Below are 25,280 nucleotides of genomic sequence, written 5' to 3'. Positions count from 1 at the left end.
CGGCCCTTTTGCGCCGTGCGGGGCGCCGTGCGGGGTGCCGTGCGGGGTGCCGCCCGGGCGCGAACGGCGTCTCCCCCGCCGACTTCTGTCCTGCCCCGCGCGGACTTACCGTGGATTTATGGACGCGCACCGCCGGTCGCCCGTACAGCGCCGCCATCGCAGGTACTTCGTCCTGATGGGCGTGTGCCTGGTGCTGTTCGTCCTGGCCTGGGGCGTGGTGCGGCTGTGGTCGGTGCCGGCCGCGGTGGGCATGTGTGTGGTCGCCATGGTCATTCCGCCGGTCGCGGCGATCATCGGCAACCGCCGGGAGCCCGGTGAGCGCTGGTGGGACGAGTCCGGCGACCCGGAGTCCGACCGCTGGTGGCGCGAGCTGGACGACCGGGGCGACGACAAGCACACGCAGTAGCCGCCCCGGGACGCCGCGCCCTCAGTACACCAGCGCCTGGACGTCGTCCGGCATGATCTCGCTGACGAACAGCTGGGAACCGGCGATCCCGGCCCCCTCGATCAGGTCCTTCTGCTCGATGTCCCGCCGCGCCGCGCACTGGGTGCAGACGGTGATCGCGCCGCCACCGGCCCGGATCCCGTCGATCAGCTCCGGCAGGGGGGCCGCATGCGGCAGCTCGAACTCCGCCGCCCGCCCCGGGAGCGCGAACCACACCGATTCCCCGGTCAGCCACAGCGACACCTCGACACCGCTGGCCACCGCCACCGCCGCCACCGTGAACGCCTGCGAGCACCGCTCGGGCGCATCCGCACCCGCCGTCACCTTGATCACGAGCTTCTTCGCCATGAGGCAAGAGTAGGGGCGGCGGACCTCACAGCGCCGTTGTCACCGCCGCCGACTAGACTCTCAGGCGGTCCGTTACACCCTCACTCCGTTCAGGGAGCGCGCTCGTGCTTGAGGCATTCTTCACCACCCTGCTGGTTCTGGTCGCCATCGGCGTGATCTCGTTCGCCGGCCTGACCTGGAAGAAGCTGTACCAGGGCCAGCGCTGAGCATTCGCTCCCCAGCCCCCGGCGGGTGGCAGCCCCACCCACCAGCCTCCACGGAGCGCCGTGCGCGCCCCTGTCGGTTCCCCTCCACATAGATCGCCTGAGCTCTCATGATCGAGATCCCGTCCGACCTGAACCCGGCCCTGGTGCCGCTCGCCTTCCTCCTCGGCAACTGGGAGGGCGCCGGCGTCGCCGAATTCCCGGGCACCGAGAAGTGCAACTTCGGGCAGGAGGTCAGCTTCAGCCACGACGGCCGTGACTTCCTGGAGTACACCTCGCACAGCTGGGTGCTCGACGCCGAGGGCAAGAAGGTGCGCCCGCTGGAGAGCGAGAGCGGCTACTGGCGCATCGACGCGGACCGCAAGGTCGAGATCGTGATGTGCCGCGACCAGGGCGTGGTGGAGGTCTGGTACGGCGAGCTGGCCGACCAGAAGCCGCAGATCGACCTGGCCACCGACGCCATCGCCCGCACCGCCGCCTCCGGCCCGTACAGCGGTGGCAAGCGGCTCTACGGCTACGTCAACAGCGACCTGATGTGGGTCGGCGAGAAGTCCACCCCGGACGTGCCGCTGCGGCCGTACATGTCGGCGCATCTGAAGAAGGTCGCCGACCTCAAGGAGTGGGCGGAAAGCCTCCCCGAGGACACTCCGGACGGGGTCTCCTTCTTCCGTCCCGACGGCACGCCCTACAACCCGTAAGCGCGACGGGAGAGCCCCGCTCTCCTCGCCGGCACCCCACTCCTGGACGACGGTCGGCTGGGAGACCGTCGTCCTGACGCCGCATAGGGGCGGGGGCTGACGCGGCGTACGGACGGTGGCTGAGACCGCACCCCGGGAGACGGCCTGACGCGGCAGCCCACGGCCGCCCGCCCTCCGTCCTCCTACACTGGCTGTGTGGTGACCACCGACTGGCAGAGCGACCTCCGCAGGCGCGGATACCGCCTGACCCCCCAGCGCCAGCTCGTGCTGGAGGCTGTGGACAGGCTGGAGCACGCCACCCCCGACGACATCCTCACCGAGGTGCGCAAGACCGCGGGCGGGGTGAACATCTCCACGGTCTACCGGACCCTGGAACTCCTCGAAGAGCTGGGCCTGGTCAGCCATGCCCACCTCGGCCACGGCGCCCCCACCTACCACCTCGCCGACCGCCACCACCACATCCACCTGGTCTGCCGGGACTGCTCGGACGTCATCGAGGCGGATCTGTCGGTGGCCGAGCCGTTCACGGCGCAGCTGCGCGGACAGTTCGGCTTCGAGACGGACATGAAGCACTTCGCGATCTTCGGACGCTGTGCCGCCTGCCGTGAGAAGGCCGCCGAGGGCGACGGCTGAGACAGTCGCGAGCGGGTCGTAGGCTGGCCTCATGCTGCGACCATCACCCGCCAGCCCCCTGCTGTCGCTGCCCGGCGCCGTCCCCGCCGAGGCTCCGGACGAAGGCGTCGCCGCGCACTACGGAGACCTCTTCCGTGAACAGCGCGCCCTCGCCGACGGCTCCGGCTTCGTGGACCTCTCCCACCGCGGCGTGGTCACCGTCACCGGCCCCGAACGGCTGAGCTGGCTGCACCTGCTGCTCACCCAGCACGTCAGCGAACTCGCGCCCGGCCATGCCACCGAGGCGCTGATCCTCTCCGCGCACGGCCACATCGAGCATGCGGTCTACCTCGTCGACGACGGCGAGACGACCTGGATGCACACCGAACCCGGCCGGCAGGAGGCGCTGATCGCCTACCTGGAGAGCATGAAGTTCTTCTACCGGGTCGAGGTCGCCGACCGCACGGACGAGATCGCCGTCGTCCACCTGCCGGCCGGCTCCATCGCCGAGGCGCCCGGCAGTGCCGTCGTCCGCGAGACCGCGCACGGCCGCGATCTGTTCCTGCCGCGCGCCGAGCTGGAGCAGTTCGCCCTCGGTTTTATGCCTGGGGGTACCTCCCGGACGAAGTCTGGGGGAGGGCCGGCGGCCGGTGTCCTGGCGCTGGAGGCGCTGCGCGTCGAGGCCCACCGCCCCCGGCTGGGCCTGGAGACCGACCACCGCACCATCCCGCACGAGCTGGGCTGGATCGGCACCGCCGTACACCTCCAGAAGGGCTGCTACCGCGGCCAGGAGACCGTCGCCCGGGTCCACAACCTGGGGAAGCCGCCGCGCCGGCTGGTCTTCCTGCACCTGGACGGCAGCGAGGTCCATCTGCCGCCGCACGGTGCCCCCGTCCGTCTCGCCTCGGACGGCGAGGAGGGCCGGCAGCTCGGCTTCGTCACCACCTCGGCCCGCCACCACGAGCTCGGCCCGATCGCGCTCGCCCTGGTCAAGCGGAATGTCCCGCCGGACGCGCAGTTGATGGCGGGCGGCACGGCGGCGGCGCAGGAGACCGTGGTCGAGCCGTAGAACGCCCCGCCCGGCGCGGCCGGCCCGCGCCGGGCTCCCCCGGGAGGCCGCCTACACCTCCACCAGCACCGTGAACGGCCCGTCGTTGGTCAGGGACACCTTCATGTCCGCGCCGAACCGGCCGGTCTCCACCTGGGCGCCCAGCGCGCGCAGTTGCGCCACGACCTCGTCGACCAGCGGCTCGGCGACCGGCCCCGGGGCCGCGGCGTTCCAGGTGGGGCGGCGCCCCTTGCGGGCGTCACCGTAGAGAGTGAACTGGCTGATCACCAGCAGCGGCGCGGCGGTGTCCGAGCAGGACTTCTCGCCCTGCAGAATCCGCACCGACCACAGCTTGCGGGCCAGCTGCGCCGCCTTCTCGGGGGTGTCCTCGTGCGTGACCCCCACCAGCACGCACAGCCCCTCACCGACGATCTCCCCGACCGTCTCGCCCGCCACCTCGACGCGTGCGCCGTCAACCCTTTGCACCACAGCTCGCATACCCGCCATCATGCCGGGCGGCCCACCGTCTTCGGACAGCCGTGCCCCTCCGGGGGCCGTTCGGGTGCCATGGCCCTGCGGAAGGACCGCCCAGAGTGGCACGATGCGTGCACGTGGTGCGTTTCATGGACAACATGCCCAGGAAGCGGCACCGGACGAGGGGACGGAACGACCCATGAGCACTCTCGGCGCCGGACAGACACCCGGTCCCGTACCAACCACCCGTACGACACCGACCGGCCGGACGACGTCCACCGCCCCCACGCCAGACACCGCACGTCCGCCCGGCACGCCACCACCCCCCACCGCCCTGACGACGACCACGGCAGCGGCTCGCGTCGAGCCCCCCGGCACCGAGGACGGCCCCATGCCCACGGCAGGCCAGGCGCAGCACCCCCGCCCCCCGCAGCAGCGCGACCGCTGCCGTCCGGCCGCGGCGCCCGAGCTGTCCGGCCTGGGGCTGCCGGAGCTGCGGGTGGTACGGCGCGACTCACAGCAGGAAGAGGCCGATCTCAGCTATCTGCGACGGCTGTTGCAGGGCCGGATCGACATCCTGCGCGCCGAGATCGCCCGCCGGTCCGCGCAGCACTCCCCGCTGCTCGACCGGCTGCCGGAGATCCTGACGGACCTGCCGTCCCGGCACCGCTCCTCGGCACGGCATGTCACCGTCGGCACGCCGCACAGCGAGGAGAACCGCAGGCTCGCCGAGGAAATCCTCGGCGAGGTCGAGCTGTCCGACCTCACCGCGCGCACCGACCAGGAACTGCAGGAGGCCATGGGCCGGCTGATCCGCTACGAGCAGCAGGTGTCGCGTCGCCGTCAGTCACTGCAGCGCACCGCCGACGATTGCAGCGCCGAAATCGCCCGCAGGTACCGTGAAGGCGAAGCGCAAGTAGACGACCTGCTGTCCTGACCGGGCCACAAGCCTTCGGGGGGCGACGGGTCACTCCCCGGAAGGCCGCCGATGACCTCGCCCACTCCGATATCCGCACCGACCCCGGAGGCCGGCGCAGCATCCGGCGCGGCAGCCGGTCTGTCGTCGCCGGTGTCCCCCGTGCTCGCCGAGGTCGTCCGCTCCGGCTTCGTCGAGGGCCGGCACCGTGGGTCCCTGGTGGTGCTCGCGGCGGACGGCAGCGTGGAGTGGTCGCTGGGCGAGGTGACCGCTCCCGTCTTCCCCCGCTCCACGAACAAGCCGATGCAGGCCGCGGCGGTGCTGCGGGCGGGGCTGGATCTCTCCGGCGAGCGGCTGGCGCTGGCCGCCGCGAGCCATTCCGGCGAGCCCTTCCACCTCGATCTGGTGCGGACCATGCTGGCCGAGCACGGGCTGACCGCAGGGCAGCTGCAGACGCCGGCGGACCTGCCCCTGGACCCGGAGGAGGCGGAGGCGTACCTCGCCGCCGGACGGGTCCGTGACCGCCTCACGATGAACTGCTCGGGCAAGCACACCGCGATGCTGGCCGCCTGTGCGCGCAACGGCTGGCCGCTCGGCTCGTACCTCGACCAGGCGCACCCGCTGCAGCAGCTGGTGGCCGAGGGGGTGCGGGCCGCGAGCGGCGAGGACGTCGCGCACATCGGCACGGACGGCTGCGGTGCGCCGCTGCTCTCGCTCTCCCTGACCGGCCTGGCCCGCGCCTTCCGGTCCTTCGTGCTCGCCGAGCCCGGCAGTCCTGAGCGACGGGTCGCGGATGCGATGCGCGCCCACCCGGAGTACGTTGCGGGCACTCGGCGGCCGGACACCTGGCTGATGCAAGCCCTGCCGGGCACGCTCGCCAAGATGGGGGCCGAGGCGGTCCAGGCGCTGGCCCTCCCTGACGGCCGTGCGCTCGCCTTCAAGATCGACGATGGTGCGGGCCGCACTCTGGGGCCGGTTCTCGCCCGGACGCTGCGTCTGATGGGGGTCGACTCCGGGGTGCTGTCCCGGCTGGAGGATGCGCCGCTGTGGGGCGGCGGGGTACGGGTGGGGGAGATTCGGGCGGCGTTTTGAGGCCGGGGCTTGCCCGGCACGACCTGGGGTACTCGGGGCGTGAGCCACCGTACGGCGCGCCCCCGCGCCCGCTGCCCCATGGGCGCCGGCCTGCATAAGGTGGCGATGACACAGTGCAGGCACGCACCACCCACCACAGCAGGAGGCCGGCGACCATGAGCGACGCGAATTCCGAGCCGCAGGGGCCCGAGGCGATCGAGCACGCGCACGACCCCGAGGTGCTGCAGCTCGCGGCGAAGGTGTTCGACCTGGCACGGCACGGCGACACCGACACCGTCGCCGCATACGTGGACGCGGGTGTCCCCGCCAATCTGACGAACGACAAGGGCGACTCGCTGGTGATGCTGGCGGCGTACCACGGTCATCCCGCCACCGTGGAGGCCCTGTTGCAGCGCGGCGCCGACGCCGACCGCCCCAACGACCGGGGCCAGACCCCGCTCGCCGGCGCGGTCTTCAAGGCCGAGGACGAGGTCATCAAGGTCCTGATGGCACACGGCGCGGATCCCTCGGCCGGCAGCCCCTCGGCCGTCGAGACGGCCCGGATGTTCGAGAAGCCGGAGCTGCTGAAGCTGTTCGGGGCCCAGTGACCCGAGGGCTGCTCGCCCGTGGACGAGGCCCAGGCATGGCCTGCGCCCTTGACCTCAAGCTCACTTGAGGTCCTAGCGTCAGTGGTCGGCGGCGCTTTGCCGCTCACGTGTCACGCCACGAAGGGCCCCGCATGTCCGAGCATCCCTACCGTCTCGCAGTGATCATCGCCAGCACCCGGGAGGGCCGGTTCGCCCCCGTCATCGCGAACTGGTTCTCCCGGCACGCGGAGACCCACGCGCATATCGACCTGGACGTCATCGACCTCGACACCGTCCGCCCGTACGAACTCCGCTACGGAAGTGAGGAGTTCGAGTCGTTCGCCAAGCGCGTCGACGAGGCCGACGCCTTCGTCGTGATCACCCCGGAGTACAACCACTCGTTCCCGGCCCCGCTCAAGCACGCTATCGACCTGCTGCACCGCCAGTGGCAGGCCAAGCCGGTCGGCTTCGTCTCGTACGGCGGGATCTCCGGCGGTCTGCGCGCCGTCGAGCAACTGAGGCTGGTTTTCGCGGAGTTGCACGCCACCACGGTCCGCGAAACGGTGAGCTTCGCGCTCTCCGGCAACCTCTTCGACGAGGCGGGCAGCCTGCACGACCCGGCCCCCGCCGCACAGGCCGCCGACACCCTGCTCAACCAGCTGACCTGGTGGGCGGTGACCCTCCGCGAGGCCCGCGCGACCCGCCCGTACGGCGGCTGAGGCCCGTCACCACAGAGCCGCTGCCGGATCACCGCCGCACCGCCGTCGCGAGATGCACGTTCATCGCGCACGGAATGCTGCCGTCCGGCAGCGCTGCCGCCGCCGACTCCGCCTCGAAGCGGGCCCGTAGACCCGCGGTGACCGCGGCGTCGAGCGGTCCGATGTCGTAGAGGGAGCCGACGGTGCGCCAGATCTGCTCGGGTGGCCCGGACAGATCGATCCGTACGGTCTCCCACTCCACGGGACCGAATCCGGCCGCCCCGAAGACCTCGTCGAAGCCCTCGTGGCTGCGCAGCCGCGGGTTCCCGAGCGGCGGGGTCCGCTGCTCCGGCGGCGCCGCCTTGAACAGCGGCTTCGCCAGCCGCACAAACCTCTCGTACGCCTCGCCACCGGCCGCCCCACCGCCCACCACGACGGCGAGCGTCCCGCCCGGCTCCAGCACCCGCGCCAGTTCCGCCGCGACCTGCTCCGCGTCGCTCATCAACATCAGCGCCATATGGGAGACACAGCCGTCGAAGTACGAGGTGTGAAAGGGCAGTCGCTGTGCCCGGCCGGCGCGGAGGTCCGCCCGCGCGACGCCGGGACGGCGGCGGGCCAGCGCCAACTCCTCGGCGGACAGGTCGATCCCGGCGAGCCGGCGCCGGGCGCCCGCCTCCCCGGTGGCGAGAAGTTCCAGCAACAGCCCGTCGCCACAGCCGAGATCCAGCACCCGGCCGCACGCCGCCACCCGGTCCCGCAGGATCTCGTAACTGGAACGGCCGTCCCCGGCCCGCCCGTGCGCCATCGCCCGCGCGGTCACCGCGGGATGCGCGGCGTGAAAGGCGCGCAGAAAGTCTTCCCGGTCCCGGTCCATCGCCATCCACCGACCTTAGAAGCCGGCGGCCCCGCGACCTGCCGGATCTGACCGAATCCGGCCAGATCCGGCAGGCCCGCCCCCTCAGCCCTGTCAAACCCTCTCAGCCCTCGGATGGCCGCTCCTGGAGTGCCCAGCCGTTGCCGTCCGGGTCGCTGAAGTAGACGAACGAATTCCACGCACCACCGGGGCCGTCGGCCATCGCCCCGTCCTCCACATGCTGCACGGGGCCGGCCGCCACACCCCGTTCGACCAGTTGCGCACGGGCCGCGGCGATATCGGAGACCACCAGCTGGAGCCCCTGCACGGAACCGGGCTCCCCCTCCGTGATCCCGTCGCCCGCGCCGATCACGATCGAGCAGCCCGACCCCGGCGGCGTCAGCTGCACGACGCGCACCGCGTCCCCGACGCACATGTCATGATCGACGGCAAAGCCCAGCTGCTCGCCGTAGAAGTGCTTGGCCCGCTCCACATCGGCAACCGGAACCGGCACCAATTCGAGCTTCCAGTCCATGGCGCGCCGCCTTTCCCTACGGCCAACGGCCCGCAGCAGCGACCGCCGGCACCGGCCCCCTCACGCTGCAAAAAGTTTAAAGCCGCCTCCTGCGGCAGTGCTCGCGGCGGGGCTACTCAGGCAGCGGACGGTCGTCGACGACGTGCTTCATGACGAGGGTGGAGGTCAGGCGCTGGACGCCCGGCAGTCTGGCCAGGCGCTGGTCGTAGAGCTGCTGGAAGGCGGACAGGTCGGTGGTGGCGATGCGCAGGAGGTAGTCGGGTTCGCCGAACAGGCGTTGGGCCTGGAGCACGTGGGGGACGGCGGCCACTGCCTCCTCGAAGGCGGTGACGGTGTCGCGGTCCTCCCAGCGCAGCGTGGCGAAGACGAGGGCTTCGAAGTCGAGGCCGACGGCGGCCGGGTCCACGACGGCGCGGTAGCCGCGGATCGCGCCTGCGCGTTCGAGGTCGCGCAGGCGGCGGTGGCAGGGCGACACGCTCAGCTGCACGCGGGCGGCGAGCTCGGTGACCGTGAGACGACCGTCCAACTGCAGCTCGGTAAGAATCTTCCGATCCAAGGCGTCCATGAAGAAGATTCTCCCTCAGCAGGCGCGATCATGAGGTAAATGTGGAAACATTTTCGGGCAGATCGGACCTAACCTTCCCCTCGTAGCGCAGAACGCGGAACGTGAGAGAAGGACCGGTCCATGGACACGACCACGCTGGCGGCTTTCCTGGCAGTGGATCTCCTGCTGGTGTTCACCCCTGGTGCGGACTGGGCCTATGCGATCGGGGCGGGGCTGCGGGACCGGTCGGTCGTTCCGGCGGTCGCGGGGCTGATAGCCGGGTACGCGGGATACACGCTGCTCGCCGTCGCGGGTCTGGTGGTGATCGTGGCGAGCTCTACGACCCTGCTCACCGCGCTGACCGTCGCGGGGGCGGGCTACCTGGTGTGGCTCGGCTGCAGCGTGCTGAGGCAGCCGGCCACGTTGACGGCCTCCGGTGCGGCCATGGGCTCCTCCCGCTTGCAGGTCATGCTCAAGGGGGCCGGGACCAGCGGCCTCAACCCGAAGGCGTTGCTGCTGTACTTCTCGCTGTTCCCGCAGTTCATCGACCCGGCGACGGGCTGGCCCGTCGCCGCGCAGACGGGACTGCTCGGCACGCTCCACATGACCGCATGCGCCGTCGTCTACCTCGGCGTCGCCGTGCTCGCCCGGACCGTCCTGAAGACCCGGCCGTCCGCGGCCCGCGCGGTCACCCGGTGCTCCGGCGCCATGATGATCGTCATCGGCGGGCTCCTGCTGGTGGAAAGCCTGGCAGGCTGACGGACCCGCTCCTCGCTTCGAGCGGAGGGGGCGGACTTACGTTCCCCCTCTTCCTCCCCTCCCCCTCGCCTCACTCCTCATGCGGGCATGGCACGTCGGCGACAGTTGCCCGCCTGGCCGTCAGCGGTTGACGAAGGTCATGCTGGCCTCGTCGTACCGCGTACCGGCGATCCCGGCGGCCGGCGCCGCGGCGTCGATCGCGGCGAGTTCTTCGGTGGTCAGCTCCACGGCGAGCGCCCCGAGGTTTTCCTCCAGGTACTTCACCCGGCGGGTTCCGGGGATCGGCACGACGTCCTCCCCACGGTGCTGCACCCAGGCCAGCGCGAGCTGTCCGGCGCTGACGCCCTTCTGTGCAGCGAGCGCGTCCAGCTGCTCGACGATGGCCAGGTTCTGCTCCAGGTTGCCGTCGGCGAAGCGCGGCTGGCTGCGGCGCAGATCGGACTCCGGCAGGCCCTCCACCGAGGTGTAGCGGCCGGTCAGGAAGCCGCGCCCGAGCGGGGAGAACGGCACCAGACCGATACCGAGTTCACGGCACACCGGCGCGATCTCCTGCTCCAGATCGCGGGTCCACAGCGACCACTCGCTCTGCAGCGCGGCGATCGGATGCACCGCATGCGCCCGCCGCAGGGTCGCCGCGCTCGCCTCGGACAGCCCGAGGTGCCGCACCTTGCCCGCCGCGACGAGTTCGGCCATCGCACCGACGGTCTCCTCGATCGGCACGTCGGGGTCGACGCGGTGCTGGTAGTAGAGGTCGATGTGATCGACCCCGAGCCGGCGCAGCGATGCGTCGCAGGCCTCCCGTACGTAGGCGGCGTCGCCGCGGATCGCGGTCGGCTCACCGAGCCGGTTGGCGAACCCGAACTTCGTCGCCAGCACCACCTCGTCCCGCCGGCCGGCGATCGCCCGGCCTATCAGCTCCTCGTTGTGCCCCGCCCCGTAGAAGTCGGAGGTGTCCAGCAGGCTGACACCGAGGTCGAGCGCCCGGTTGATGGTCGCGATCGACTGCGTGTCGTCCGACGCGCCGTACCCATGACTCATCCCCATGCAGCCGAGCCCCTGCGCGGAAACCACCAGCTCGCCGAGGCGACGCGACGGGATGTTCATCGTGGTCATGCTGCTGCTACCTCCTGAACGTACGGTGGACGGACCCGGGGCGCTGAGCCTCTGAGTCGCCGAGCCTCTGCCGCTGGCCCCGTCCTGATTGCCGAACTCCGGGCCCGTAGCGGGCTTGTGCCGGAGTTACGTCCCGGACGGTATGAGTTGGAGCGCACTTCAAGTCAACACGGCATCGGAAGGGGGTTGGTGGGCTGTCCTCCGTGAGCCGTCGGCCGTCGTCAGTCTTGGTCTCAGCCGCCGTCGCCCGCTATGGCCCGCAGGGCCTGACAGTGTGCGGCGAAGGCGGTGCGGCCGGCGGGCGTCAGGGCGAGCCAGGTGCGCGGGCGCTTGCCGACGTACCCCTTCTTGACGGCGACATAGCCGGCCTTCTCCAGGGTGGCCACCTGCCGCGACAGGACCGAATCGCTCACCTCGACGGTGTCGCGGACAAAGGCGAACTCTGCCTTTGCGGCAGCCGCGAGCGTCGCCACGATGGAGAAGCGGACCGGTGCGTGGATGACGTCGTCGAGTGCGTGTCGCGGATGTGCCCCGTGAAGCGGGTCGGTCACCGCCGAGCCTCCAAGTAAGCGCCTATCAGCCCGGGAAGGGCAACCACCAGTGCGCCGGGCACCCACCATGCCAGGGCTCCCGGGAACCACATGGTGCCGGGGAACAGCACCGCGCCGTAGAGCAGAACCCAGGACGCGATCATGATGCCGTGCCTCCATCCGAACCCGCGCCGGGCCACGCGCTGCCGGGCCGCATAGACCGACAACCCGGTGATCGTGACGCACCAGAAGCCGACGCCGATCGCCAGACCGTAAGGCCGGCCCAGCAGTCCGATGCAGAGCACCAGGACCGCGGAAGCACAGCCGTAGACCAGTTGGTACCCGACGTACCACCTCGTGCCGTCCCGCACCGTCGAGCTCAGCTTCCGCGCACGGGCCAGTGCGGCCGCTGCGTCCTGCGAGGCGTACTCCGCCATATCGTCCCCCCCGACAACTGGTGCTGCTCCGGCTTCCTGCATTCAGCGTGACAAGTACTTTCCGATATGACAAGTACTTTCCGGCCATTCGCGGCCGGCGCGAAGTCCCCTCCGTCCGCGAGCCGTTGCTCCGTTGGACCGTCGCTCCGCCTCGGCGCTCCGTCTCCCTGCCCGCAGCCGCCCACCTGCGCGTCGCGGTCCAGGTCGGGTAATGTTGCGCCCTCAGTAGTGGACCGACCCAGGAGGTGAGACCGATTCCCCGCCAGATCAGGCAGGCGCTCCCGGCTCACGCCTCTGCGGTCCCTTCGATGCAGGTGACCGTCCGACACACGTGAACCCGGGGAAGCGCCGTCGGCGCCCCGAAAGGCTCACATGTCGTCGTTTCAGATGTCGCCCCACCCGTCACCGCTTCCCTCCACCGCCCTCTCTCCCTCTTCCTTCCCGGCCCCCGCCTCCGCGCCGCTCTCCCGTTCCGCCGTCGTCGCCACGCTGCGCGCCGCCGGCTGTGTCTTCGCCGAGGACGAGGCGGAACTGCTCCTGTCCACCGCCCGTACGGCGGACGAACTCACCGCCATGGTGGAGCGGCGCACCTTCGGCCTGCCGCTGGAACACGTCGTCGGCTGGGCGGAGTTCCACGGGCGACGGATCACCGTCGATCCCGGGGTCTTCGTACCGCGCCGCCGCACCGAGTTCCTGGTGGGCCAGGCCGTCGGCCTCGGCCGGCGGACCGCCGAGCGCACCGGGCGGCCCACGGTCGTCGTCGATCTGTGCTGCGGATCGGGCGCGGTGGGCGCGGTACTGGCCGCGGCCCTTCACCGGGTCGAGCTGTACGCCGCCGACATCGAGCCCGCCGCGGTGCGCTGCGCCCGCCGCAACATCACCGCGGCCGGGGGCCGGGTCTACGAGGGCGACCTCTTCGATGCGCTCCCCGCCAACCTCCGGGGCCGAATCGACATCCTGGTGGCCAACGTTCCCTACGTGCCGACCGAGGAGGTCGGGCTGTTGCCGCCCGAGGCCCGTGAGTTCGAGCCGCTGGTGGCGCTCGACGGCGGTACGGACGGGCTCGACGTCCTGCGGCGGGTGACCGCGGCGGCCCCGCAGTGGCTGGCACCGGGGGGCCATCTGCTGGTGGAGACGAGCGAGCACCAGGCACCGCGGGCCGTCGAGGCCTTCACCCGCAACGGGCTGCTCCCCCGGGTGGCCGGGTCCGACGAGCTCTACGCCACGGTCGTCATAGGGACCCGGGAGCCTGAGCCCGGTGCCTCCTACCTCCCGGACACCGCCACCACCTGCTTGCCCACCACGCCGCCCCGCTCGAAGGCCTGATGCGCCGAGGCGATGTCCGCCAGCGGGTACACGCTGTCGACGACGGGCCGCAGTGCGCCGGAGGTCACGTAGCCGGCCAGGTCACGCAGCACAGCGGTATCGGGGTTGGAGCTCAAGGTGCGGATGCGGCGGGCGCCGTGCACGCCCGACGCGGCGATGGCCGCCATGGAGGATGCCGACAGCGCGATGGTGGCCATCCTGCCGTCGTGGGTCAGCCGGCGCCGGTAGGAGTTCAGTTCCGAGCCGACGGTGTCCAGGACGACGTCGAACGGTCCGATCCGGTCCGGGGTGGTGGTGCCGTAGTCGAAGACCTCGTCGGCGCCCAGCTCCCGCAGCGCCGCGCCGTGGCGGCCCCGGGACAGTGCGGTGACGTGTCCCCCCATGGCATGGGCGAGTTGTACGGCTGCCGTGCCGACTCCGCCGGCGGCGCCACGCACCAGGAGGCGTTCACCGCTCGCGAGGTGCAGGGTGTCCCGCAGTGCGGCCAACGCCGTCGTTCCCGCCACGACCAGGGAGGCCGCCTCCACCGGCGAGAGGTCTGCCGGGGCGGGGCCGACGCGGCTTGCGGGGACCACGACGTATTCGGCGGCTCCGCCGACGGCGTTCCGCTTGAGCGGGGGCACCGTGCCCCACACCCGGTCTCCCACCTGGTACTGCGGGACGCCGGCACCGGTTGCCGTGACGACACCGGCGAAGTCCAGTCCCACACCGATCGGGAACCGGCGCCCGGACACGATCCGCAATCCCCCGGCGCGCACGATCGTGTCGAGCCCGTTCACGCTCGACGCCTCGATCGACACCAGGACCTCGCCCGCACCGGGGGCTGGACGGTCAACTTCGTTGACCCTGAGGACATCCGGGGCGCCGTAGCCGGTGATCTGAGCGGCCTTCATCTCATTTCCTATCGGTAGGGGGTTGCCGGTCAGGGCCTTGGGCCCCGAGGGGGCGTGGTGGCCGGACACCGACACACGCCATCAATCATCCAGAGCGTGTGATTTCTTTGTATCACACGCCTTGGATGATTGATGGCTCACTGGCGGGCCCTTGTGGCTTGAATCACACGACTCGTATGATTCGTGGTTAGGATGGGCGTATGCAGCAGCCCCTCCACCGCCGCCGGCCGACCCCGAGCAACCCGCGCGTCCAGCGCACCCGCAACCGCGTACTGACCGTCGCCCGTGAACTGCTGCCCCAGGTCGGACCGGCCGGGCTGACGTACGCCCTGCTGGCCGAGCACGCCGACGTCACCCGCCAGACCCTCTACCGCCACTGGCCCCACCGGGCCGCGCTGCTCTTCGACCTGATCCTGGAAGGCCCCGACCTCGGCAACTACCCCGAGCCGGGCAGCGACGTACGCACCGTTGCCGTCGGCTGGCTGAGGAGCCTGCGCGACGGCATCAGCGAACCGGCCATCCGCACGGCAGTACTGGCCATCACCGCCCAGGCCGACCACGACCCCGACAGCGCCCAGGCCCTGGTGCGCATCGGCCAGGACCGCCGCGCGGCCCTGAACGCACTCCTGGAGCCCTCAGGCATCCAGATCGACGACACCGAACACACCCTGCTCTACGGGCCGGTGCTCGCCAGGCTCTTCCTCGACCGCGGCCAGGTGACCGACGAGTTCATCGACACCGTCGTCACCCAATGGCTCACCACGCTCGAAAGCAGTCGGTGCCCACGCTGATCCGCCGGGGCCGGGATCACCGCTCGGATAGACCTGCCGCCCATAGTGCTCAGATCTGCCTTGCGGGCTCACGTGCTCCCGTGGAACTACTTCACGCGACCTTCGGCAAGCTCGATGACCACCTCGGCACCGCTGCCCGCCGCGACGCCCAGCCGCAACCGGGCACCGAGCAGGAGCGCATGCCCCACCGCGATCGACAGCCCCAGCCCACGGCCGGTGCCACGATCAGAGGCTCCCGTACGGAACCTGCGCGGGCCGTCCTGCAACAACTCCTGCGGGAAACCCGGGCCGTGATCGCGTACCACGATCCGGGTACCGGCCACCGTCACCTCGACCGGAGCCCGGCCGTGCTTGACGGCGTTGTCGAGCACAATCGCCAGGATCCGCTGCACCCGGCGCGGATCCGTCACCACCCTCCGGCCCTCACCGACGACCGTGACGGACACCGTCCGCCGGTCACCGGGATCGGGAATTCGCGCCACGACGCCGCGCACAGCGGAGGCCAGATGCACGGGCTCCCGATGCAGGCGCTCTGTTCCCGCGTCCAGCCGGGACAGTTCATCGAGCTCTTCCACCAGGGAGCTCATCCGCTGTACGCCGGCGCGCACCATCTCCACCCCGCGTGGGTGCGGTAGCAGATCGGAGGCGGCGACCAGACCGGTGACAGGAGTGCGCAGTTCATGCGCGACCCCGGTGGCCAGTTCCCGGTCTTCCGCCTTCCGCCGCTCAAGGGAGGATGCGAGGTGGCGAAGGGCTTGGCTCAGCACGCCGACCTCGTCCCCGCCCGCGCGCGGGCGGGAGGCTGGGCCGGCCGGTGGGCCGGACACGATCCGGCGCGCCGCGACGGCGCCGAGCCGCACCCGCCGGGTCAGACTGTGCGCCGTGAACCACACCAGCACCGTGCCCAGGGCGATGGCTGAGAGGCCCAGCGGCACCAGGGCCCGGTCCGTAGCGAGGGGCGGCGTGTCCTGTTCCAGGGAGGCTGCCGGGATGGACAGCACCTTGCCACTCACTCCGGTCGCCGCGTAGACCCGGGGAGCGCTGCCGCTGCTGATGTACGTGCCGGTCGAGCCCCGCCTGGCCGCGGCGGTCAGCGCGTCAGGCAGCGAGCCGTCGTCCAGGCTCGCGCCCGGTGCCAGGGTGCCGTCCCGTTGGTAGCTTTTCAGAGCCGACGCGAGCAGCTCCTGCTGGTGTTCACGGGCATGGGCCTCTCGTACCACTGCCAAAGGCCGGGCAATGAGGAGCCCGAAGACGCACACGGCGAGGGTCACGACAAGGGCGATCGCGAGCGCGACCCGGCCACGGATACCCATCACATGGCTGAGCCCACGGTGCCGTGCCCGCATGTTCCGGACTCCCTTTCACACCACTGAGCGGCTGTAACCGACGCAATCGCCTTCTACCGGGAAAGGAGGGCAAAACAGCGCCCTGGGTTGCCTGTCGGGTGCATCAGAAGCGCATGTGGTGGGGCCGCAGCCCTTGGCCGCCGTGGGGGTATGTCTACGCCGGCGTGGATTGGTGGCACGTCATGGTCGGCGTCGAGGGCGCGCCTCCCAGCGGTGGGATCCAAACGAAACCGCCCAGGGCGGCACCCCCAGGGGACAGGGGCCCCCTGCCCCCTGCCCCCTAATCCGCGGCGGCGGGTTCCGGCACGTCACCCGGACGCGTGCGCGTACCAGGCACAGCCGACCGCCGTTCCTCATGCCGCCCCAGCGCCGCAAGCGTCAGGGTCACCGTGACCGATCCGGCCGCCAGCAGCGTCATCGCCGTGGCCGGGGAGGTCAGTTGGGCCAGCGTGCCCGCCACGGCGGCGCCGATGCCCTGCAGGGTGGACATACCGACGAAGTGCAGGCCGAGGGCCTGGCCCGCGAGGTCGTCGGGGGTGAGGGACATCAGGCGTTCCTGCAGGACCAGGCTCGCGGCGAAGCCGACGGCGGCGACGGCAGCGGCCACGGCCGACAGCGCCACTCCCGGCCGCAGGAAGAAGAACAGGTACGGCGTCGCCAGCAGCAGGCGCAGTGGGACCGCGAGGCGGGGGCGCCACGCGGGCGGCACCAGGCGGCCCACCGTCACATCGCCCACGAACATGCCCAGCGCCCCGCACGCGAACAGTGTCCCGGCCGCCCCGGGGGCGTAGGAGACGAAGAGCGAATCGCAGCCCACCACCAGGCCGTTGGGGATCCACAGGCCCAGGTACGTCAGGCGGCGGGGGCGCGAGGACCACAGGAGGGCGTTGGTGCGCCAGGTCGCCGAGGCGGACGGGCGGCCGGAGAAGCGCGGCGGGCGAGCCGTGAGGCCCAGACGGGTACCGAGAGCCGACAGCGCGTACAGCGCCGCCGCCAGGAGCAGGCACGTCCTCGGCGTCAGGAGCGCCAGCAGCGCGCCGCCCGTCGCGAAACCGGCCACCTGCATCAGGCCCCAGAGCATGTTGAACACGGAACGGCCCAGGACATAGCCGTCCTTCGGCAGCATGTCGTTGAGCAGTCCCGCGCGCACGCCCCCGCCCAGGGAGGCGATCAGGCCCTGCGCCAGTACGACGGCGAAGACCGCCCCGACCGGCAGGCCGGGCAGCGCGAGCACCGCCGTACCGGCCGCGAAGCCGAGGGCGAGGCCGGTGAGTGCCGTGCGCGGGCGCAGGCGGTCGGCGCCCGAGAGCAGGAACGTGGCCCCCAGCACCTGCGCCAGTTGCGGGCCGAACATGCTCACCGCCGACAGGAGCGGGGAGCCGGTGGCCCGGAAGACCAGCGTGCCGAGGGCCAGACCGCCGATCGTCTGGGCCGCGGCATGGGCGGCGAAGGAGAGCAGGAACGGGGTGAACTCCGGCGTGCGGAACAGGGTGCGGTAGCTGCGCATGCGTCGGAGTCTCGAAGCGGCCCGGGGGCCGTGGTTATTGTTTCGCCGACACACGAAAGGTCGTTCCGCATGGGCTTGTGGCAGATCGACACCGACACCCTCGCCCGCAGCCGGTTCGTGCTCTCGCCGTTCGCCGAGACGTTCGCGAGCCTGAAACTGCTGTACGCGGGGACCGGCGCCCACCCGGGCGAGGAGGCCTGGCTGCGCGCCCACCTGCCCGGCTACCGCGCACGTCTCGCGGCCGACCCGGTGACCGCGCCGCTGGTGCGGGTGGCCCTCGGCACGTCCTGGATCGCCGACTTCATCTGCCCCACCTCGTGCGTCGGGGAGAGCTTCGAGGACAGCGTGGCCCGTGTGCGGGCGGCCGGGGCCGGGCAGGCGCGTGCCGACCTCCGGGTGTCCCTCCGGGGCCCGCTCCCCGACGTCCTGGAGCGGGACGATCTGCCCGAACGGGCGACCGCGCTCCTGACGTATGTCTGGGAAGAAGCCGTACGGCCGTACTGGGAGCGTCGGCGACGCGTCCTGGAGGCCGACATGGTCGCGCGGACCACGCGGGTGAGCCAAGGCGGCTGGGCGGCCGTGCTGGACGATCTGCGGCCGGGGACGCGGTGGCTCGGGGAGAGCGGGTTCCAGGTCAACCTCCACGCGTATCCGCCGCGGGAGATCGCCGCCGGGGCCGAGCTGCTGTTCATGCCGGTGACGCCGAGGGCCGGGTGGGTGTCGTGGGAGGGCCGGGAGCGGTACGCCGTCGTCTACCCGTGCCTCGGGGTGCTCGCCGAGGACCACGACCGCCGGCCGGTCCCGGCCGGCCTCGGGGCGCTCATCGGGACCGCCCGGGCCCGGTTGCTGGTGCTGCTCGGGACACCCCTGAGCACGACCCAGCTGGTCGCCGTGACCGGGCAGGGACTGGGATCGGTGGGGCGGCATCTGCGCGTGCTGCTGGACGCGGGGCTGGTGGGCCGGCGCAGGGCCGGGCGGTCGGTGCTGTACGGGCGGACGGCGGCCGGGGACTCCCTCCTGGAGGCGTCGGGAGCCGGGATGGGCGACCGGTAGCCGCTCGCGGCCTCTCGCCCCGGCCCCCCTCGGCCACCCCCACCCACACCACTTCTGCTAGCACTACGCTTGCAATAGTTAGCACTTCCCGGCACCATCGAGGTATGGCATCACTCAACGTCGGCAATCTCGGCGAGTTCTTGCGGGAGCAGCGGCGCACGGCGCAGCTGAGTCTGCGGCAGCTCGCGGATGCCGCCGGGGTGTCCAACCCGTACCTCAGCCAGATCGAGCGCGGCCTGCGCAAGCCGAGTGCGGAGATTCTGCAGCAGCTCGCCAAGGCGCTGCGGATATCCGCCGAGACGCTGTACGTCCAGGCCGGGATTCTGGACGAACGGCAGGGTCTGGACGGGGTCGAGGTGCAGACCGCGATACTCACCGACCCGGCGCTGAACGAGAGACAGAAGCAGGTCCTGCTGCAGATCTACGAGTCCTTCCGCAAGGAGAACGGGCTCGGGAGCGGCGGCAAGGACACCGCTGTGAGCGGACCTGAGGACGGGCGCGACACGGACTCCCTTGAGACAGAGGCCGACGGCGGCCCGCACGCCACCTGAGCAACCGATTTCGTTTCCAGGAGGAATAACGTCATGGCCATCACCCCCGATGACCTCCGCAAGGCCCTGACCGACGCGACCCCGCTGTACGCCCTGGCCGGCACCGTCGACCTGGCTGCCGAGAAGCTCGGCGAGGTGCCGCAGTTCGTCGAGAAGATCCGGGTCGAGGCGCCCAAGCGCTTCGAGTCCGTCCGCAGCACCGACCCCAAGGACGTCCAGGCCCTGGTCACCAAGCAGGCCAAGGACGCCAAGGAGAAGCTGACCGAGCTGCTGGGCTCGCTCGACGGCGACATCAAGAAGGTCCGCGACCAGGCGCAGGAGCTGGCGCTGCAGGGCGTGGGCCGGGCGGCCGAGGCCGTCGTGAAGACCCGTGAGGGGTACGAGGAGCTGGCCGAGCGCGGTCGTGGCGCGGTGGCGACCTGGCGCGGCGAGGCCGCCGACCAGGTCGAGGACCTCGCGGTGGCGATCGAGCCGGAGCCGGCGCCGAAGCAGGCCGGCAAGAGCGGGGCGAAGGCCCAGCCCGCCACGGGGACGAAGAACCAGAGCACGAACGGCGCCAAGGCGGAGACCAAGGCCACCCCCTCGGCGCAGCCCAAGCAGGCCGCCGCGAAGAAGCCCGTCGCGCAGCGCAAGCCGACCCCCGCGCCGCCGCAGGGCAAGCCGGCCGCGGCGCCGGCGAAGAAGGGCACCCCGCCGTCCGCCAAGTGAGGACACCGGGCACACCCCCCGCGGCGGAGTGAGCTCGCTCACTTCTCGCCGAGGCCCCCGTTTCACGGGCCGGGCCGGGCACACTTCGGGTGCCCGGCCCGTTGTCCGGGTACGGTGGGGCCGCACGGGCGGCAGTCGGGCCGCCGCAGACACGAGACGACACGACTGGCGAACGGGCGGTGTAAGGCGTGCTGATTTACGGGTTCCAGAGCATTCTGAGCTGGGTGCAGCTCGCCCTGGGCGTCTATGCCGCCGTGATGCTGATCGACGCCGCCGTGCGCCGCGAGGACGCCTATCGCGCCGCGAGCAAGCAGACCAAGGGCATGTGGCTGATCTTCCTCGCCCTGGCCACGGCGCTGCTGTTCATTCTCCCGATCATGTCGTTCCTGCCGGTCATCGGCGTGATCGCAGTGATCGTCTACACCGTCGACGTACGCCCGGCGCTCCGGGAGGTCACCGGCGGTGGCCGCGGGCCCCGGCGCGGGGGCTCCAGCTCGGACGGGCCGTACGGGCCGTACAACGGCGGGCGCTGAGCAGAAGGCGGGACGGGAAGCGGGACGGGGAGGCCCCCGGGACGGGAAGGCCCCCGAGAGGCCCCCCGGCCCCTCGACCGGCCCCTCGATCATGGGCCGCGACCCATACCCCGGTCCGGCCGGCCCGTACCCCCGCTCCGGCCGCCCTAAGACACGCCCTACCGCCGGTCCAGCAGCAATACGGCCACGTCGTCCGTCAGCTCGCCGCCGTTCAGATCGCGTACCTCTCTGACCGAGGCTTCCAGCAGCTCTTCGCCCGTGAGGCCGGCGGCCATCTGCCGGCTCACCAGCTCGGTCATGCCCTCCTGGCCGAGGCGCTGGTTCCCCTGGCCGATCCGGCCCTCGATCAGGCCGTCGGTGTACATCATCAGGCTCCACGAGCCACCCAGCTCCACCTGCCGGCGCGGCCAGCGGGCGTGCGGCAGCAGGCCGAGCGCCGGGCCGCCGAATTCGTACGGCAGCAGCTGCGGAGGCTGGCCGGCCTGGGCCAGCAGCGGTGCGGGGTGGCCGGCCAGGCACAGACCGGCGCGGCGGCCGTCCGCGGAGATGTCGACGGTGCACAGCGTCGCGAAGATCTCGTCGTCCGCCCGCTCGTGCTCCAGGACCTTCTGGAGCGTGGCGAGCAGTTCGTCGCCGGAGAGTCCGGCGAAGGTCAGCGCGCGCCAGGCGATGCGCAGCTCGACGCCGAGGGCGGCCTCGTCGGGGCCGTGGCCGCAGACGTCGCCGATCATCGCGTGGACGGTGCCGTCCGGGGTGCGGACGGTGTCGTAGAAGTCGCCGCCGAGCAGCGCACGGCTGCGGCCGGGGCGGTAGCAGGCGGCGAAGCGCAGATTGGAGCCGTCGAGCAGGGGCGTGGGCAGCAGGCCGCGCTCCAGGCGGGCGTTCTCCTGGGCGAGCATCCGCGACTCGGTGAGCTGGCGCTGCGCGAGGTCGGCGCGTTTGCGTTCGACGGCGTAGCGGACCGCGCGGCTGAGCACCGCGCCGTCCAGCTCGTCGCGGAAGAGGTAGTCCTGGGCGCCGACGCGGACGGCGTCGGCGGCGCGCTCGGCGTCCGTCTCGTAGGTGAGGACGAGGACGGCGTGCGAGGTGGCCATCCGCAGCACGTCGCGCAGCATGCCCAGCTCGTCGTCGGGGGTGTCGCCGTGGCCCGGGTCGCGTTCCGTGCGGTCGCCGGGCGCCCGCGGGGGAAGGTCGAGCAGGATGCAGTGCACATCGTCGGTGAGCAGCCGCCCGGCCTCGGTGAGGTTACGGGCGGTCCGCAGACGCACCTTGCGGCCCGCCCAGTCCCACATATCGGGGACATGGCTGTTGGGGTCCTCGCCGATGAGGAGCAGGGTCAGACCCTGGTGGGCGGGCGTATGGCCGGCCGGAACCGGCTGTGCGGCCGACTGCGGCTGCTCGGGCTTCTGGAAGCCGTGGGAGCCCAGAGGGGCCGACGGCCGGCCCACGGCGGTCGCCGGGGCGCTCACGCCCTGGGCCGTCGTGTCCCCCGCGCCCGGCGCGTCGGCGACCCGCGCGGTGTCCGCGCAGGCGCCGTCCACCGGTCCTGCCTGGTGCGGCAGCACGACCGCCCGCTGGTGCGGTACGGGTACGGGCATTGGTCTGCTTCCTTCCCTCCCCCCGAGGGGTGCGGCGGAGCGCCGACCGGCGCACCACCGTGCCCGGCTTCCCGCCGCTCGTCGGTCAGTGGAGCGGGGCACACCGGGCACTGCCAGGCGACCATAGCGCCAGTACGGAGTGGGATGGAATGCCCGGCGGCAATCGGCCATCGTCATATGCCGCACCCGATAAGCCATTTGACCTGGGGAGGGCGGAATGCGGAATGACGAACATCACCCCGCCCGGGTGCTTTCCGCTACGCGACGACAACTCTCGGACAGGAAACAATCCGGTCATTTATCGCGCGTGTGATCCGCGCCATCGTGTCAGCCGTCACCGTCCGGGCGGACGACACCGAGGATCGGCATCGAGCCGGCGCCGGTGATCGTGACCTGCCGGCCGGGCCGCGGCGCATGCACAATCGCGCCGTCACCGAGATACATCCCGACATGGCTGGCATCGGAGAAATAAATGATCAGATCACCCGGCCGCATGTCCTTGAGCGCGACGTGGGGCAGTTGGCGCCACTGCTCCTGCGAGGTCCGCGGAATGGTCCGGCCGCCGGCCTGCCACGCCCGCAGGGTCAGCCCGGAGCAGTCGAAGGTGTCCGGCCCCTCCGCGCCCCACACATAGTCCTTGCCGATCTGTGCGGTGGCGTACGAAATCGCCTTCTTGCCGAGCGCCGAGGCCTTGTTGCTGATGTCTTTCAGTACGCCCGAGTCCAGCCACTTCTGCTGCTGCTTGAAGGCCAGCTCGTCCTCCAGCTTCTTCAGCCGGTCCTTTTCCTTGGCGGCCAGCCGGGATTCCAGCTCCTTTGCCTCGTCGATCTTTTTCTTGATGTCCCGCTGGGCGCTTTCCTTCTTCTTGCGGTTCGCCTCCAGCTTCTCCCAGCGGTCCGTGGCCGCGTCCGAATAACCCTCCAAGTCGCCTTCCAGATGCGACAGTTGGCTGATCATTCGCTTGGCCGCCAGCTGCCCCTTGCGCGCCAGGGTGGCATTGTCGAGAAAGCCCCCGGGGTCGACGTTGAGCATCAGCTTCGCCTCGGCGGGCATTCCGCCGCCGCGGTACTGGGCGCTGGCCAGCGCGCCCGCCCGCCGCTTGAGATTGGCCAGCTGCCGCTGGGTGCTGTCGATGCTCCGCGCCAGCTTGACGATCTCCTTCTGCTGGAGATCGACCTGTTCCTTGGCGGCGTTATAGGCATCGGTGGCCTGCTCGGCCTTGCGGTAGAGGGCGTCGATCTTTTTGCGCACCTCGTCGAGGCGCCGGGCGTCGGCGTCGGTGTCCGCGGCCTTTTTGGCACCGGTGGCCCGTCCCGCGTCCGCGGACTGGTTCTTCGGGTCATCGGCGTAGGCGGCCGTCGCCGTGCCGCCGAGCAGCCCCATCGCGCACAGGACGACGGCGGTGCATGTCACGAGCCGACCGCCCCGTACGCCCCATGGCCCCCGTACACCCCATGCCCCCCGCCCGGCCTGCCCACCCCGTACGTCCCGAACGCCCTGCCGTGCCCCCTGGCTCCCCACCAGCCACCTCCGGTCGTTCCGCACCGATTCGCGTATTCCTACAGGCGCGGATGCTGCCATACCGGCTGGTAATTCAACAGGGCGACGGGCCGTTTCGCACGGGCTGGCGAGCACTTCTCCCCCGCACCCACCCGATGGCCGAGGTTCACCGTGCGTTCACTCCTCTCCATCGGCCGCTTTACCTGATCTGCCTAATTTCAGCCGTACCGAGTGCGTGTCTCGCCTGATGTGCAAGCGCGACACGGCCCTTCGGCATCGCAGAACGCGACAGCCGCCAGAAATCCTCATCACCTCGCACGCCGACGAAGCGGCGCGCCCCAGGAAGGAACTTTCGACAGTGAAGCTTCAGCGCAAGAACCGGGTTCGCGCCCTCGCCGTTGGCGCTCTCGCCGTCTCGGGTGCCCTGGCCCTGACGGCGTGCGGCTCCGACAACACCTCCGGCGCCGGCGGCGGTGCCGCCGCCAAGCCGTCGAACATCAAGTGCGGGGGCAAGGGCAAGCTGCTCGCGTCCGGCTCCTCCGCGCAGAAGAACGCCATGGACGTCTGGGTGCAGGCCTACTCGGGCGCCTGCAAGGGCACCGAGATCAACTACCAGCCGACCGGCTCCGGCGCGGGCGTCACCACCTTCCTGCAGGGCCAGACCGCCTTCGCGGGCTCCGACTCCCCGCTCAAGCCCGACGAGATCACCAAGTCGAAGCAGGTCTGCAAGGGCGGCCAGGCCATCGACCTGCCGATGGTCGGCGGTCCGGTCGCGATCGGCTACAACGTGCCCGGTGTGGACAACCTCGTGCTGGACGCCCCGACCCTGGCGAAGATCTTCGACTCGAAGATCACCAAGTGGAACGATCCCGAGATCAAGAAGCTGAACCCGGGCGCGAAGCTCCCGGACCTCAAGATCCAGGCGTTCCACCGCTCGGACGACTCCGGCACCACCGACAACTTCACCAAGTACCTCAAGGGCGCGGCCCCCGGTGACTGGAAGCACGAGCCGGCGAAGAAGTGGGAGGGCACGGGCGGCCAGGCGGCCTCCGGCTCGGCCGGCGTCTCCTCGCAGGTCAAGCAGACCAGTGGCGCGATCTCGTACTTCGAGCTGTCGTACGCCACGGCCGGCAAGATCCCGACGGTCAAGCTGAACACCGGCGCCAAGGCCCCGGTCGACGCCACCGTCGACAACGCCTCCAAGGCGATCTCCGAGGCCACGCCGGCCGGCAAGGGCAACGACCTGGCGCTGAAGCTCAACTACACCACCAAGGCCGAGGGCGCCTACCCGATCACCCTGGTGACCAACGAGATCGCCTGCGACAAGGGCAACAAGCCCGAGACGCTGGCCGCCACCAAGTCCTTCCTGACCTACATCGCCAGCAAGGACGGCCAGAGCGCGCTCAAGCAGCTCGGCTACGCCCCGCTGCCCACCGAGATCGCCGACAAGGTCCGCAAGACCGTCACCACGCTCTCCTGACCCACCGGGCGGCGGCCCGCAGACCGCCAGGCCAAAAGGGGCCCCTTCACCAGGGCCCCTTTCGGGCCGCCGCCCGTCCGGTGCACCGCCGCGCCGTGAGCCCCCGCCGGGCTCCGCAGACCG

29 protein-coding genes are annotated in these 25,280 nt (G+C 71.2%); 16 read left to right on the top strand and 13 right to left on the bottom strand.

Going from position 1 to position 25,280, the window contains the following annotated elements; translation table 11 throughout:
* Positions 1–118: 118 nt before the first annotated feature.
* On the top strand, positions 119–406 hold the full coding sequence (locus ABZ851_RS24535) for a DUF3099 domain-containing protein (RefSeq protein ID WP_086718475.1): 288 nt from the start codon (positions 119–121) through the stop codon (positions 404–406).
* Positions 407–427: 21 nt separating this feature from the next.
* Here the strand turns inward: ABZ851_RS24535 and ABZ851_RS24530 are convergent, their stop codons facing one another.
* Positions 428–793 (bottom strand): DsrE family protein, encoded by a 366-nt coding sequence (locus tag ABZ851_RS24530; RefSeq protein WP_086718474.1) that lies wholly within the window; start codon positions 791–793, stop codon positions 428–430.
* Positions 794–1,106: 313 nt separating this feature from the next.
* Here ABZ851_RS24530 and ABZ851_RS24525 point away from each other — a divergent pair, with 313 nt between their 5' ends.
* The 3 genes from ABZ851_RS24525 to ABZ851_RS24515 all read left to right on the top strand — a co-directional run bounded on the left by ABZ851_RS24525 (position 1,107) and on the right by ABZ851_RS24515 (position 3,375).
* Positions 1,107–1,694 (top strand): FABP family protein, encoded by a 588-nt coding sequence (locus ABZ851_RS24525; protein ID WP_088799278.1) that lies wholly within the window; start codon positions 1,107–1,109, stop codon positions 1,692–1,694.
* A 195-nt stretch (positions 1,695–1,889) separates the two neighbouring features.
* Positions 1,890–2,327 (top strand): Fur family transcriptional regulator, encoded by a 438-nt coding sequence (locus ABZ851_RS24520; RefSeq protein WP_088799277.1) that lies wholly within the window; start codon positions 1,890–1,892, stop codon positions 2,325–2,327.
* A gap of 31 nt (positions 2,328–2,358) precedes the next feature.
* Positions 2,359–3,375, top strand: coding sequence for a folate-binding protein (locus ABZ851_RS24515; protein WP_361131275.1), 1,017 nt, complete (start codon positions 2,359–2,361; stop codon positions 3,373–3,375).
* A 51-nt stretch (positions 3,376–3,426) separates the two neighbouring features.
* On the opposite strand, the gene dtd is transcribed toward ABZ851_RS24515, so the two are convergent.
* A complete protein-coding gene (gene dtd, locus ABZ851_RS24510; RefSeq protein ID WP_088799275.1) occupies positions 3,427–3,852 on the bottom strand; it encodes a D-aminoacyl-tRNA deacylase in 426 nt (141 codons plus the stop codon).
* 175 nt (positions 3,853–4,027) lie between these two features.
* Here dtd and ABZ851_RS24505 point away from each other — a divergent pair, with 175 nt between their 5' ends.
* From ABZ851_RS24505 to ABZ851_RS24490, 4 genes are all read left to right on the top strand, one after another.
* Positions 4,028–4,765, top strand: coding sequence for an ABC transporter substrate-binding protein (locus ABZ851_RS24505; protein WP_361131272.1), 738 nt, complete (start codon positions 4,028–4,030; stop codon positions 4,763–4,765).
* 51 nt (positions 4,766–4,816) lie between these two features.
* Positions 4,817–5,836 (top strand): asparaginase, encoded by a 1,020-nt coding sequence (locus ABZ851_RS24500; protein ID WP_361131269.1) that lies wholly within the window; start codon positions 4,817–4,819, stop codon positions 5,834–5,836.
* A gap of 155 nt (positions 5,837–5,991) precedes the next feature.
* A complete protein-coding gene (locus tag ABZ851_RS24495) occupies positions 5,992–6,423 on the top strand; it encodes an ankyrin repeat domain-containing protein (RefSeq protein WP_336054081.1) in 432 nt (143 codons plus the stop codon).
* A gap of 131 nt (positions 6,424–6,554) precedes the next feature.
* A complete protein-coding gene (locus tag ABZ851_RS24490; protein ID WP_361131266.1) occupies positions 6,555–7,121 on the top strand; it encodes an NAD(P)H-dependent oxidoreductase in 567 nt (188 codons plus the stop codon).
* 28 nt (positions 7,122–7,149) lie between these two features.
* On the opposite strand, the gene ABZ851_RS24485 is transcribed toward ABZ851_RS24490, so the two are convergent.
* The 3 genes from ABZ851_RS24485 to ABZ851_RS24475 form a co-directional block, all read right to left on the bottom strand.
* On the bottom strand, positions 7,150–7,980 hold the full coding sequence (locus ABZ851_RS24485; protein ID WP_361131263.1) for a class I SAM-dependent methyltransferase: 831 nt from the start codon (positions 7,978–7,980) through the stop codon (positions 7,150–7,152).
* A 97-nt stretch (positions 7,981–8,077) separates the two neighbouring features.
* A complete protein-coding gene (locus tag ABZ851_RS24480) occupies positions 8,078–8,488 on the bottom strand; it encodes a VOC family protein (RefSeq protein ID WP_336054084.1) in 411 nt (136 codons plus the stop codon).
* A 112-nt stretch (positions 8,489–8,600) separates the two neighbouring features.
* Positions 8,601–9,053: an Lrp/AsnC family transcriptional regulator gene (locus ABZ851_RS24475; protein ID WP_088799269.1), complete on the bottom strand. Its 453-nt coding sequence runs from the start codon at positions 9,051–9,053 to the stop codon at positions 8,601–8,603.
* Between the two features lie 120 nt (positions 9,054–9,173).
* Between ABZ851_RS24475 and ABZ851_RS24470 the strand changes: the two genes are divergently transcribed.
* On the top strand, positions 9,174–9,791 hold the full coding sequence (locus tag ABZ851_RS24470) for a LysE family translocator (protein ID WP_361131258.1): 618 nt from the start codon (positions 9,174–9,176) through the stop codon (positions 9,789–9,791).
* A gap of 120 nt (positions 9,792–9,911) precedes the next feature.
* Here the strand turns inward: ABZ851_RS24470 and ABZ851_RS24465 are convergent, their stop codons facing one another.
* From ABZ851_RS24465 to ABZ851_RS24455, 3 genes are all read right to left on the bottom strand, one after another.
* Positions 9,912–10,904 (bottom strand): aldo/keto reductase, encoded by a 993-nt coding sequence (locus ABZ851_RS24465; RefSeq protein WP_361131255.1) that lies wholly within the window; start codon positions 10,902–10,904, stop codon positions 9,912–9,914.
* Between the two features lie 233 nt (positions 10,905–11,137).
* Positions 11,138–11,455 carry a transcriptional regulator gene (locus ABZ851_RS24460; protein ID WP_088799266.1) on the bottom strand — a complete coding sequence of 106 codons (318 nt, stop codon included), beginning with the start codon at positions 11,453–11,455 and terminating at the stop codon, positions 11,138–11,140.
* Positions 11,452–11,871, bottom strand: a complete 420-nt coding sequence (locus ABZ851_RS24455; protein ID WP_361131252.1) for a hypothetical protein — start codon at positions 11,869–11,871, stop codon at positions 11,452–11,454. Before ABZ851_RS24455 ends, ABZ851_RS24460 begins: the two co-directional genes overlap by 4 nt.
* A gap of 372 nt (positions 11,872–12,243) precedes the next feature.
* On the opposite strand from ABZ851_RS24455, the gene ABZ851_RS24450 reads away from it, so the two are divergent.
* A complete protein-coding gene (locus tag ABZ851_RS24450) occupies positions 12,244–13,197 on the top strand; it encodes a putative protein N(5)-glutamine methyltransferase (protein ID WP_361131249.1) in 954 nt (317 codons plus the stop codon).
* On the opposite strand, the gene ABZ851_RS24445 is transcribed toward ABZ851_RS24450, so the two are convergent.
* Positions 13,137–14,090 carry an NADP-dependent oxidoreductase gene (locus ABZ851_RS24445; protein WP_361131246.1) on the bottom strand — a complete coding sequence of 318 codons (954 nt, stop codon included), beginning with the start codon at positions 14,088–14,090 and terminating at the stop codon, positions 13,137–13,139. The two genes, ABZ851_RS24450 and ABZ851_RS24445, sit on opposite strands and share 61 nt — an antisense overlap.
* A gap of 200 nt (positions 14,091–14,290) precedes the next feature.
* Between ABZ851_RS24445 and ABZ851_RS24440 the strand changes: the two genes are divergently transcribed.
* A complete protein-coding gene (locus ABZ851_RS24440) occupies positions 14,291–14,881 on the top strand; it encodes a TetR/AcrR family transcriptional regulator (protein ID WP_361131243.1) in 591 nt (196 codons plus the stop codon).
* A gap of 86 nt (positions 14,882–14,967) precedes the next feature.
* On the opposite strand, the gene ABZ851_RS24435 is transcribed toward ABZ851_RS24440, so the two are convergent.
* Positions 14,968–16,227 carry a HAMP domain-containing sensor histidine kinase gene (locus ABZ851_RS24435; RefSeq protein ID WP_361131240.1) on the bottom strand — a complete coding sequence of 420 codons (1,260 nt, stop codon included), beginning with the start codon at positions 16,225–16,227 and terminating at the stop codon, positions 14,968–14,970.
* A gap of 280 nt (positions 16,228–16,507) precedes the next feature.
* Complete coding sequence (locus ABZ851_RS24430; protein ID WP_361131237.1) at positions 16,508–17,734, bottom strand: MFS transporter; 1,227 nt, start codon at positions 17,732–17,734, stop codon at positions 16,508–16,510.
* Positions 17,735–17,803: 69 nt separating this feature from the next.
* On the opposite strand from ABZ851_RS24430, the gene ABZ851_RS24425 reads away from it, so the two are divergent.
* The 4 genes from ABZ851_RS24425 (at position 17,804) to ABZ851_RS24410 (ending at position 20,579) form a co-directional block, all read left to right on the top strand.
* Complete coding sequence (locus ABZ851_RS24425; protein ID WP_361131235.1) at positions 17,804–18,787, top strand: helix-turn-helix domain-containing protein; 984 nt, start codon at positions 17,804–17,806, stop codon at positions 18,785–18,787.
* Between the two features lie 104 nt (positions 18,788–18,891).
* Positions 18,892–19,338, top strand: coding sequence for a helix-turn-helix transcriptional regulator (locus ABZ851_RS24420; protein WP_088799259.1), 447 nt, complete (start codon positions 18,892–18,894; stop codon positions 19,336–19,338).
* 33 nt (positions 19,339–19,371) lie between these two features.
* Positions 19,372–20,046, top strand: coding sequence for a hypothetical protein (locus ABZ851_RS24415; protein WP_361131232.1), 675 nt, complete (start codon positions 19,372–19,374; stop codon positions 20,044–20,046).
* Between the two features lie 188 nt (positions 20,047–20,234).
* Positions 20,235–20,579, top strand: a complete 345-nt coding sequence (locus tag ABZ851_RS24410) for a DUF2516 family protein (RefSeq protein ID WP_030992697.1) — start codon at positions 20,235–20,237, stop codon at positions 20,577–20,579.
* 158 nt (positions 20,580–20,737) lie between these two features.
* Here the strand turns inward: ABZ851_RS24410 and ABZ851_RS24405 are convergent, their stop codons facing one another.
* Together ABZ851_RS24405 and ABZ851_RS24400 are read right to left on the bottom strand one after the other, a co-directional pair.
* The gene (locus ABZ851_RS24405; protein WP_361131228.1) at positions 20,738–22,177 is read right to left on the bottom strand and encodes a SpoIIE family protein phosphatase; all 1,440 of its coding nucleotides are present in this window, start codon (positions 22,175–22,177) and stop codon (positions 20,738–20,740) included.
* A gap of 327 nt (positions 22,178–22,504) precedes the next feature.
* Positions 22,505–23,590 (bottom strand): NlpC/P60 family protein, encoded by a 1,086-nt coding sequence (locus ABZ851_RS24400; RefSeq protein ID WP_361131225.1) that lies wholly within the window; start codon positions 23,588–23,590, stop codon positions 22,505–22,507.
* 445 nt (positions 23,591–24,035) lie between these two features.
* On the opposite strand from ABZ851_RS24400, the gene pstS reads away from it, so the two are divergent.
* A complete protein-coding gene (pstS, locus tag ABZ851_RS24395; protein ID WP_361131222.1) occupies positions 24,036–25,157 on the top strand; it encodes a phosphate ABC transporter substrate-binding protein PstS in 1,122 nt (373 codons plus the stop codon).
* Positions 25,158–25,280 lie beyond the last annotated feature (123 nt).

Source organism: Streptomyces sp. NPDC047049, from assembly GCF_040643995.1.
GTDB classification, from domain to species: Bacteria; Actinomycetota; Actinomycetes; order Streptomycetales; family Streptomycetaceae; genus Streptomyces; species Streptomyces mooreae.
The sequence above is the reverse complement of the archived record's forward strand: the minus strand, read 5'-3'. Positions and strand labels throughout refer to the sequence as shown.